This is a genomic window from Alkalibacterium indicireducens, from assembly GCF_039522005.1.
GTDB lineage: Bacteria > Bacillota > Bacilli > Lactobacillales > Carnobacteriaceae_A > Alkalibacterium > Alkalibacterium indicireducens.
Window position 1 is genome coordinate 1 of the sequence record NZ_BAAADA010000087.1, and the last position, 10,518, is coordinate 10,518.

The 10,518-nt window shown below is 44.8% G+C and carries 8 protein-coding genes and 1 other annotated feature; of the genes, 2 read left to right on the plus strand and 6 right to left on the minus strand.

The window, feature by feature from the left end; all coding sequences use genetic code 11:
* Window positions 1-318 precede the first annotated feature (318 nt).
* The 6 genes from rsmA to ABFX15_RS05470 all read right to left on the minus strand — a co-directional run bounded on the left by rsmA (window position 319) and on the right by ABFX15_RS05470 (window position 8,412).
* Window positions 319-1,221 carry a 16S rRNA (adenine(1518)-N(6)/adenine(1519)-N(6))-dimethyltransferase RsmA gene (gene rsmA, locus ABFX15_RS05445; RefSeq protein ID WP_346024467.1) on the minus strand — a complete coding sequence of 301 codons (903 nt, stop codon included), beginning with the start codon at window positions 1,219-1,221 and terminating at the stop codon, window positions 319-321.
* The gene (rnmV, locus tag ABFX15_RS05450; protein WP_346024468.1) at window positions 1,214-1,783 is read right to left on the minus strand and encodes a ribonuclease M5; all 570 of its coding nucleotides are present in this window, start codon (window positions 1,781-1,783) and stop codon (window positions 1,214-1,216) included. The genes rsmA and rnmV overlap by 8 nt, the downstream gene beginning before the upstream one ends.
* Window positions 1,784-1,787: 4 nt before the next feature.
* Window positions 1,788-2,558: a TatD family hydrolase gene (locus tag ABFX15_RS05455; protein WP_346024469.1), complete on the minus strand. Its 771-nt coding sequence runs from the start codon at window positions 2,556-2,558 to the stop codon at window positions 1,788-1,790.
* A 122-nt stretch (window positions 2,559-2,680) separates the two neighbouring features.
* Window positions 2,681-4,708 (minus strand): methionine--tRNA ligase, encoded by a 2,028-nt coding sequence (metG, locus tag ABFX15_RS05460; RefSeq protein WP_346024470.1) that lies wholly within the window; start codon window positions 4,706-4,708, stop codon window positions 2,681-2,683.
* A 95-nt stretch (window positions 4,709-4,803) separates the two neighbouring features.
* Window positions 4,804-5,628 (minus strand): Cof-type HAD-IIB family hydrolase, encoded by an 825-nt coding sequence (locus ABFX15_RS05465; protein ID WP_346024471.1) that lies wholly within the window; start codon window positions 5,626-5,628, stop codon window positions 4,804-4,806.
* A 372-nt stretch (window positions 5,629-6,000) separates the two neighbouring features.
* Window positions 6,001-8,412: a glycoside hydrolase family 31 protein gene (locus ABFX15_RS05470; RefSeq protein WP_346024472.1), complete on the minus strand. Its 2,412-nt coding sequence runs from the start codon at window positions 8,410-8,412 to the stop codon at window positions 6,001-6,003.
* 174 nt (window positions 8,413-8,586) lie between these two features.
* Window positions 8,587-8,793 (plus strand) — a binding site (T-box leader).
* 73 nt (window positions 8,794-8,866) lie between these two features.
* On the opposite strand from ABFX15_RS05470, the gene ABFX15_RS05475 reads away from it, so the two are divergent.
* Together ABFX15_RS05475 and tyrS are read left to right on the plus strand one after the other, a co-directional pair.
* Complete coding sequence (locus ABFX15_RS05475) at window positions 8,867-8,998, plus strand: hypothetical protein (RefSeq protein ID WP_281241333.1); 132 nt, start codon at window positions 8,867-8,869, stop codon at window positions 8,996-8,998.
* A 61-nt stretch (window positions 8,999-9,059) separates the two neighbouring features.
* Window positions 9,060-10,325 carry a tyrosine--tRNA ligase gene (gene tyrS / locus ABFX15_RS05480; protein ID WP_346024473.1) on the plus strand — a complete coding sequence of 422 codons (1,266 nt, stop codon included), beginning with the start codon at window positions 9,060-9,062 and terminating at the stop codon, window positions 10,323-10,325.
* Window positions 10,326-10,518: the final 193 nt, after the last annotated feature.

Sequence of the window (10,518 nt, forward strand, 5' to 3'; positions counted from 1 at the left end):
TGAGGCTTTTTTTGACCCCACGCTGAAAGCTATCCTGAACCCCCGGCATAGCCGGGGGTTTTCAAAGTACAGAATAAGCTGTGTGTCAGTATAGACACTGGACTGGGCCGCACTGGCCACAAGCCCCATATCTTTTATCATACTTCACCCATTCCCTCCGCTGGTATCATCCAGTTCAGGTAACGACAGACCAGTACGATCTGTTAGGGATAAGGCTTATTCGCCACTTTCAGAACTACTCACGGAATGCTATCCGCCAAGAACTCTCCCAGGGTCAACGTATTTAATTGTGTCATGAGTTTTTCTTTGTTAAGCGTACTATTTTTTATCCTCGAATACAAGATTCAAGTCAGACAACGCATTTGCCAGTCGGGCAAACTCGTCTATGTCGAGTGTCTCGCCTCTTCGCTTTGGATCGATTTCAGCCTGTTCGAGAGCCTTAGCAATAATCTCTTTCGTATGTTCATCTTTTCCTAAAACACTTGTCAAATTGTTCCATAATGTTTTTCTTCTCTGCACAAACGCAGACCGGACCAGTCTGAAGAACAAGGGCTCGTCTTTCAAATCGGTCAGCCTTGTCGATTTTTCAGTCAGCTTGATGATTGCCGACTCAACATTCGGCTGGGGCATGAAGACCGTTTTAGGGACCGTAAAGGCAATCTCTGCATCCATGTAGTATTGGACAGCTATTGAGAGCGACCCATAGGCTTTCGTACTTGGAGATGCCGATATGCGGCTGGCTACTTCTTTCTGCATCATCATAACCATACGGTCAATATGCAGGCCTGCTTCCAGAAAACGCATAATGATCGGTGTTGTAATATAATATGGAAGGTTGGCTACGAGAACAACTTCTTCTGCCTCGCTCAGATACTCTGCTTCAAATGCCTTGAGATCCACTTTCAGAACATCTGAATGGATTATATCGATATTCTTATAAGCGGACAAGGTATCACCAAGGACGGGAATCAGCCGGTCATCGATTTCAAAAGCTATGACCTTTTTAGCTTTTTTTGCCAGTTGCTCGGTCAGCGCTCCGATTCCTGGACCGACTTCGATCACAGTTGTTTTCTTTGTGACCTCTCCAGTCTTGACAATTTTCCCAAGGATATTCGTGTCCACAATGAAATTCTGTCCCAGGCTTTTTTTGGCGGACAGATCATATTTGCTTAGTATCTCTGCTGTTCTCACAGGCGTTGCTATTTCTCTATATTCAGTCATGAGATGATTCCTTTCTAATCTCTTCAAGTGCATCTGCTACCTCTTTTTCCGTAATCCCGAACATATTCAGCCGTTTTTCCAGCTGCTTTCCATTAGTATAGCCTATGCGCAGACGATTCCCCAGTTTCTCTCTCAGCAGGCGGGCATCGGATGTCCCGATCAGGTTGTGTCTGATCAGGAAAGACTTTGTTACGGTTGGGGCATTATCAATTCTTTCTTCTACTACCTTGTCCAGAGCCTCTCTTATGGCGGTTACGGAAGCGTGTTCGATCCCTATGTTTTCACGGGACTTTCCCTGCTTTCTTGCTTCGTCTCTTGTCAGAAAGGCGTGCTTGACTCCGGGGATCCGTTGAGAAATAATTTTCCTTATCTGTTCACCAGGACCGTCCGGGTCGGTAAAGACGATGACCCCACGCGTTTCGTGTGCATGCTCGATCTGAACAAGGGTCAGGTCGTTGATTGCCGATCCATTGGTTTCGATCGTGTCACAATCAACAGACATTTTCAGACGCTTTGTATCATCTCTGCCCTCTACAACTATAATCTCTTTCAGTTTTTTCACTCGGCTACCCCTTCAGTTTGAATAAATCACGTGCATTCTCAGTGGTCAGTCGAGCAACTTCTTCGAAGGGCATCTGTCTAAGTGAGGCAATTTCTTCTGCTACATACCGGACATAAGCCGGTTCATTCCGCTTGCCTCTGTGCGGCATCGGAGCAAGATATGGGGCGTCCGTCTCAACAAGCAGTTTGTCTGCCGGGACATGCCGGGCGACCTCCTTGACTTCCGGTGCATTTTTAAAGGTGACGACTCCACTCAAAGAGATGTGCATACCGATATCAAGAAATTTTTCCATCCAATAGGTATCCAAATTGAAGCTATGCATAATTCCGCCAGTATCACCGGCATGTTCCTCTTTCAACACCTTATACGTATCTTCAGTCGCTTCACGGTTATGGATACTGATCGGTAGATTCAGCTCTTTTGCCACACGGACCTGACGACGAAACACATCCTGCTGAACGGATTTTGGAGCAGTATCCCAGTAGTAATCCAGACCCATTTCTCCCATGGCTACAACGGTCTCATCCGACAGCCTGTCGATCAGATATGCTTCGACTTCATCAGAGTATGTCCCAGCTTCAGTAGGGTGCCATCCAATAATGGCATAAAGCCCATCATGCCTATGAGTCAGTTCCAGGGCTTTATCGATCGTCGGATAATCGAATCCGACAATCGCAATCTGGTCTACCCCGTTTTCATGGGCTCTTTTTATTATCTCGTTCTCTTCACCTTTAAATTTATCTACATTAATGTGTGTATGTGTATCAAATAACATCTCATTTATCCTTCCTGTATGCTTCTTTGTCTGTCATCCTGTTCAGAATACACTATCCTCAAAAAAATTCCAATAAAGCAGGTTGATCACTCACCGCTTTACTGGAATTTTTGACTGTCAGATCAGGCTACGACAGACCCGTTCGGCATATGTGCCGGCGCATCGACAACAGTCAGGTTGCCTTTAGAATCTTCAGCTGACAGGATCATGCCCTGGCTGATTTCTCCACGCATCTTTCGTGGTTTCAGGTTGGCTACGATCACAACTTTTTTACCAATCAGCTTGTCCGGTTCAGGATAAAACTCAGCAATGCCCGACAGAATCTGACGGTGTCCGCCTTCATCGCCTGCATCCAGCCTGAATTTCAGCAGCTTGTCTGCATTTTCAACTTTATCTACAGCAATGACTTCGGCTACTTTCAGCTCGACCTTATCGAAAACATCGTACTTGATTTCCTTTTCTTTTACAGAAGTAAGCTGAGTTTTTTCCGGGTCAAATGCCTCTTCTTCTTCAGTTTCTACTGTGGCTTCCATCCAGCTTTTGATTTCTTCAACTTCACTTTCAACATCCAGACGAGGGAAGATCGGCTCTCCTTTAGAAACAACTTGTCTGCCTTCCGGGAAGTGTTCGAAATTCACTTTATCAAAAGTCAGGTCAGACTCGTCCAGTCCCAATTGGGTGGCAACAGATTTGGCTGTGTGCAACAGGATCGGCTGAAGCAGGGTTGCCGTGACTCTTAAACTTTCCGCCAGGTGAGTCATGACACTTTCAAGCTGATCTTTCTTTTCTTCATCCTTTGCCAGAACCCAAGGTTGAGTCTCATCAATGTACTTATTCGTACGGGAAACAAGTTTCCATACAGACTGGAGAGCTGAGCTGAACTGCATCTGGTTCATATTCAGGTCATACTCATCTATCGTTTCCAGTGCCTGCAGTCTCAATTCACCGTCAAAGTCGGTGACATCACCTTTGTAAGCAGGAATATGGCCGTCAAAGTATTTATTCATCATGGCAATGGTCCGGTTGAGCAGGTTGCCCAAATCATTTGCAAGATCATAATTGATGCGGGACACAAAGTCTTCAGGAGTGAACACCCCGTCACTGCCGAAAGTCACTTCTCTCATCAGATAGTAACGGACCGCATCGACGCCATAACGCTCGACCAGTTTTTCTGGATAAATCACATTCCCTTTGGATTTGGACATCTTGCCGTCTTTCATCAGAAGCCAGCCATGTCCAAATACTTGTTTCGGCAGAGGCAGATCCAGAGCCATCAAAAGGATCGGCCAGTAGATCGTATGGAACCGGACGATTTCCTTGCCGACCATATGCACGTCTGCAGGCCAGTATTTTCTGAACTGTTCGGGCTGGTCTTCAAATCCGCCCAGTTCCGGATCATATCCTAAAGCCGTAATATAGTTGGTCAGCGCATCGATCCATACATAAATGACGTGTTTAGGGTTCGAAGGAACAGGCACTCCCCAGTCGAAAGTCGTACGGGACACAGCCAGATCTTCAAGTCCCGGTTTGATGAAATTATTAATCATTTCCTTCTTACGTGATTCAGGTTGAATAAATTCAGGATGCTCCTCAGAGTACTGAAGCAGACGGTCAGCATACTTGCTCATTCTGAAGAAGTAAGACTCTTCCTTGACCCATTCCACTTCATGACCACTCGGCGCAATGCCTCCAGTGACATTACCTTCAGCATCTTTAAAGACTTCCGTCAGCTGTGTTTCAGTGAAGAATTCTTCGTCAGAAACAGAGTACCAGCCAGCGTAGTCCCCAAGATAGATGTCCCCTTTTTTAAGAAGCTTCTCAAATATCTTTGCTACCACCGTTTTATGCTCTGGCTGTGTCGTACGGATAAACTGATCGTTTGAAATATCCAGTGTTTTCCACAGAGACTGGATGCTTTCTGCCATCTCGTCCACATACTCCTGTGGGGTCTGATTTCTCTCATTAGCTTTCTTTTCGATCTTCTGACCGTGTTCATCTGTTCCAGTCAGGTAATACGTGTCGAATCCTTTTAAACGTTTAAATCGGGCCAGCACATCACAGGCAATTGTTGTATAGGCATTACCTATATGAAGATTACCACTCGGGTAATAGATTGGTGTTGTTATATAAAAAGTTTGTCGTTCAGACAAGTGAATGTCCTCCTTTAGATTTATCTTAGGCATCGTCAGGCCTCATGTATACTTGATTAGTATAGCACAGCTCATATCGCTCTAAAAGTTCAGGTTTAGATCAGACCCAAGTGTTTTAATCCTTTAGCTATCCCATCCTGGTCGACTGGTGCTGTCACATGATCTGCGGCCTCTTTTATTTCATCCCAGCCGTTGCCCATCGCTACCCCTGTATTGACGTAGTCCAGCATTTCCTTGTCATTCGGACTGTCGCCGAAAGCATAGGTATCCTTCTGATTGAGGTTGAGCTTCTCCAGAAACTTCTGGATTCCTACAGCTTTGGAAATCCCTTCACTGATAATATCGACCGTGTAGTGATTGGAACGTGCAAAATGCAGCTCCGGAAACTCTTTACTGTAATGCTTCTCTTCATCCATGGATGTTTCTAAAATAACCTGATAGATCGGCTTACCTTCATATTCTTCTGGATTAGGCGGTTTTCTGATCAGACGCTTGAACAGAGACAGCTGAAGGTGTCCTGGTATGATCTTGCCTAGCCCTTTAAGAACTGTCCACACAGAACTTCTTTTAGCCAGAGTAACAATCGAGTTGCTGAAGATATCCTTCGCTCCACAGAGAATGATCCCGTTTTTGCGTTCCACTGCTTTCTCAGTCAGACGATCTACAGTCTCTTTCTGAATAGGATTATGAAAAATCACTTCCCCTTCATGCATTACAAGCTGACCGTTCATTGCAATATAGCTTTCGATGCCGAGCTCCTGTCTGATTTCTTCAATGAGAATCGGTGCCCGTCCTGTAGCAATCACAGGAATGACATCATTTTTTTTCAGCTGATCGATGGCTTTCTTTGCAGATTCAGGGATGGTATTGCGTTTAGTCACTAATGTTCCGTCTATATCAAAAAATACGATTTTAGTCATCTGAGCCGTTCCCTTTCCTTTTTACTTCCTTATTATTGTATCACGTATTGCTTTCTGTAGGTATGATTATGAAAAGAAATGCGAAACAAGTCCGCCCTGGCACCTTCAAAAATAGTGGGTTTGGCCCTGAATGAGCATCCTGCGCAATGGGTCCACCCCTCTTTTTTTGAACGGTGTCAGACTTGTCCTTACAAGTTGTAGTGCTTTAGCACGTACAACTATTGTTGAGATCGACCGAGCGCTAGCGAGTAGTGTAGCTAGACAGTATCAATTATTGTTTAGCCATTGTTTTTATACTCAAAAGAAAAAGCCATTCTTCTCTGGCCTATACCCAGAAACAAGAATGACTTCTTTTCTTTATATCCGCTTCATTTATCTGACATCATCAGGATTTGCCCAGACGATTTCACTAATTGCTTCCATCAGGTCCGGATCGATATCCAGAGCAAGCAGTGCACTGATTACTCTCCCACTCGATTTACCTTTGACGACCGTACTGTAAATGTTCTCTTTCTCACTTGCTTCGATTTGAGCACGGTCCAGGAATCGGAAGAGTTCTCCATGCATATCGTTTTTCTTAAGTTCCACACCTTTAAAGTATAGAGTATACTGAGCATCAGACGGCTGCTCAGGGATCACGATCTTAGTAACTTTTCCTTGCCGTGTCACCTCGGCCTCCACTTTATCATCATTGACATGGACTTCAGGCATTCGAGTGCATTTGAATCCTGTCAGTGATATAGTGAACTGCCTGTTTTTCGGAAGGACATCAATATTCCCTTCAGGACTGCTGATTTGGAACATTGCCCACTCGTCTCCATTCTCTTTCCATTTCAGAGACATCTTAGTTGTAGCGGCTTCGCTTCCCTGACCTAGTCCATCATCTTCATATAACGTGAAATTACCGTCTTCTCCGGCATAAACTCTGACTTCCATATTCTCAGGGTTGTCTATATGATTCTGATGACTCTGATCCATCGGAACAATTCCCCCAGCCTTCACAAATACAGGGAAAGTGGACATCGGTCTGAACACGTCAAGCATGCGGTCGCCCTCATAGCTGCGGTTGTTAAAGAAATCGTACCATTTTCCTTCAGGCAGCCAGACTTTCACTTTTCCTAACCGCAGATCATCTTTCGTTGGTGTCGTAATCGGCGCGACGATCATCTGAGTACCAAAGTAATACTGATTTGGTACATCATACGCTTCATCTTTCCAAGGATAGTGATAATACATCGGTCTGATCAACGGAAAGTCATCAAAGTGATTCAATACATTCATAGTATACAGGTAAGGAACCAGACGATGGCGAAGCTGCATGAAATCTGTCACGATGCGGTCCGCTTTCTGTCCATATCTCCATGGCTCTTTCCCGCTGAATTCCCCGTTCTGACTATGCAGACGATTGATTGGGGAGAAGACGCCGAACTGGACCCATCTGACGAACAGATCATTGTCTTTGATTCCGCCCATATGCCCGCCGATATCATGGCTCCACCAGCTGTAGCCTACATTGGAAGCTGTTGCTGTAAAATAAGGCTGGAAGTGAAGAGAATCCCATGTTGCGGCAGTATCTCCTGAAAAACCGATTGGATAACGGTGTGAACCGAGACCTGCATACCTTGAAAAAATAAGCGGACGATTACCGTTTCGCCCATGATCAAGGAAGTGGTAGTGATTGAGCATCCACAGTGGGTCCAGTCCTTCAACTTTTGTCACACTGCCTTGCTGCCAGTCGATCCACCAGAAATCTACCCCGATTTCTTCATGAGGATGGTGCAGATACTTGAAATAGGCATCTAGAAATTCAGGATCGGCGATATCGAACCGAATGGGCTCGTTCTCTTCAGCATTGACGCCGAGTTCCTTAGCCATTGGTTCATACATTTCTTCAAATGGCTGGACGCCGTTGGCCGGGTGCAGATTAAGTGTTGTGCGCATGCCATTATCCTTGAGCCAAGTCAGAAATTCTTCCGGATCGGGGAACAGTTCAGTATTCCAAGTGTAACCGGTCCATCCTGATCCGTATTCCGGTGGGATATCTGTCACATGCCAGTCCATATCGATGACAGCCACTGAAAATGGGATTTGTCTTTCCTGAAATTCGAGCATCAGACGTTTGTATCCGTCTTGACTGTATGGGTAATAACGGCTCCACCAGTTCCCTAATGCGTATCTCGGGAGGAGTGGCGTCTTTCCTGTCAGATAATGATAGTCCTTCAGGGCACCTAGGTAATCCCGACCATAGCCTAGGAAATACATGTCAGTCACATTCTTCGGACGCTTCTCTACCCAACCGTCTTCTGTCAGACGCATAGATGTACTGTCATCAAAAACTGAAAAACCGTCCTTGTTCATCAGTCCTTCTTCCAGTTCAATAGCCCCATCAGCGAAATCCAGGGTTCGTGCCGTCCCTTTCAGGGTATCAGGTTTATCTCCAAAATACCATGTACTGTGGTACAGACTGTAATTACCTATTGCTTCAATATTTAAATTATTTCGTGTAAAGCCACCCTCGGTCTTGTAAAACATCAGGTGAACATGTGAGGTGATGATTTCAATATATTCATCTGTTTCTTTTAAATTATATTCGGGCGTGTCAAAATCTCTGTTCAGGACTGTCTGAGTTGCCTCATCTTCAAAAATCCCTTCAGGGTGATGTTCTAATCGGATCATTGCAGGGGTAAGTACAGTAAACCGATAATTTTCCCAGGTTACAACGGACTCATCCGGTGCCAGGGGGTGTGTTTCCATTTTGAATGTTTCTGTTCTATTCTTTACCAAGCGCAGTCATCCTTTCCTCGTCTAACATAACTATATTTTAACATACCAGAAATGATCTGCCAGTTTTAAGTGTTTTACATTTATTAATAAAAACATAAAATCCTGTCTTTTGGATATGAGCTAAATGAGTATATTGACTATTCCCTTTATATCCTTTATACTGACCACTATAATATTTCAGCGATGAATAGGCACAGTAGTGCGTTCTGTTTCATAGTAATTTCAGAGAACGGGTGGCTGGTGAAAACCCGTATGGACGAACGGCACGAATTACACCTAGGAGCACTCTCACTAGAGACGCATCCCGGCGTTATGGGAATGAGTGAAAGTGGATTTTTCTACTTTAAACTGGGTGGTACCACGGCACTGTTCGTCCCGACATGAAGCATAGGCTTTTTGTGGGGCTTTTTTTATATCTTTATTTAGCTGATACTTGAATTTAAGGAGGTTGCTTATGTTCAAAACCCATGATTATTACGATATTCTTCATTTTGGGGTTTACTGCATCAGTATGGTACGTGAACGATATTGGCACTTATTCAGAGTACTGGATGACAGCTATGGCAGCACATCCATTTTCAACTGACACTATACATGGTGTTTCAATCATCTAGACCAATAGAATACATTATTAAAGGAGATTCAAAATGACTATACTAGACGAACTTGAATGGCGCGGAGCCATCAACCAGCAGACAGATGAAGAAGGGCTGAAATCCCTGACTGAAGAGAAAAGTATTGCCCTTTACTGCGGAATCGACCCGTCAGGTGACAGCATGCACGTCGGCCACCTGATCCCATTCATGATCCTTAAACGATTCCAGCTTGCCGGTCATAAACCGGTGATTCTGATTGGTGGTGGAACAGGGTCTATCGGAGATCCAAGCGGGCGTAATTCTGAACGTGTCCTTCAGACAATGGATAAAATCATGGATAATGCAGATAAGCTGAGTGCTCAGATGCGCAAGCTTTTCAAAGCAGGGTCAGAAGAGTCCGGTATTAAGCTGGTTAACAACTACGACTGGCTGAGCGGTCTGTCTTTCCTTGATTTCCTGCGTGACTTCGGAAAAGAATTCAACATCAATACGATGCTGGCCAAAGATGTCGTGTCCAGCCGACTTGACACCGGTATCTCCTTTACAGAATTCAGCTACCAGATTATTCAGTCAGTCGACTTCCTACATCTATTCCAGAATGAGGGTGTCCAGCTGCAGATCGGCGGATCTGATCAATGGGGTAACATTACTGCTGGTCTGGACCTGATCCGGAAAAAAGAAGGTGCCGAGGCTAAGGCATTCGGCCTTACAATTCCTCTATTACTGAAGGCTGACGGGACCAAATTCGGAAAATCTGCGGACGGAGCGATCTGGCTCGATCCGGATAAAACCACGCCATACGAATTTTACCAGTTCTGGTTCAATCAAGATGACCGAGATGTTGTGAAATACCTGAAATACTTCACTTTCCTGACCAAGGATGAAATCGACGAACTGGCGGAGCAGGTGGAGACCGAGCCGCATAAACGTGCTGCTCAAAAAGCACTGGCTGAAGAAATGACACGATTTGTGCACGGTAAGGAGGCGCTGGATGAAGCAATCAGCATCTCACAGGCTCTCTTCTCAGGTGACATTCAGGACCTGACAGCCGATCAGATCGCTACGACATTTAAAGATGTCCCTTCATCTGAAGCTGCTAAGGGTGAACACAATCTTGTCGAACTACTGGTTGACATTACAGGCATCGAGCCGTCACGACGCCAGGCTCGTGAAGATATAAAAAATGGAGCGATTCGTCTGAAAGGCAGCCAAATACAAGACGTTGATTACGTTGTCAGCGAAAAAGACAGCTACGACAACCGCTTCATCATCGTCCGTAAAGGTAAGAAAAAATACTTCCTGATCAATCTCGTGTAATCTTTTATCTAAATATAAAGTCGCTGCTACTCAAAAAGGTAGCAGCGACTTTTTTGTATGGGTACAGAGATTTGGGTCTTCTTTATTCTCATCCCCCCCATAGTCAGTTTGTTACTGTCAATTTTTTTTGTTCTTAAAGGTCTATAACCGTTGTTCTATCAAGGAAAAGACAAAAAACACTTGCCCCTCCCTC

Coding starts and splice junctions, on each gene's coding strand:
- ABFX15_RS05465 (WP_346024471.1), bottom strand. CDS start 5,628: ATGACTAAAATCGTATTTTTTGATATAGACGGAACATTAGTGACTAAA.
- ABFX15_RS05475 (WP_281241333.1), top strand. CDS start 8,867: ATGTTCAAAACCCATGATTATTACGATATTCTTCATTTTGGGGTTTAC.
- tyrS (WP_346024473.1), top strand. CDS start 9,060: ATGACTATACTAGACGAACTTGAATGGCGCGGAGCCATCAACCAGCAG.
- rsmA (WP_346024467.1), bottom strand. CDS start 1,221: ATGACTGAATATAGAGAAATAGCAACGCCTGTGAGAACAGCAGAGATA.
- ABFX15_RS05455 (WP_346024469.1), bottom strand. CDS start 2,558: ATGTTATTTGATACACATACACACATTAATGTAGATAAATTTAAAGGT.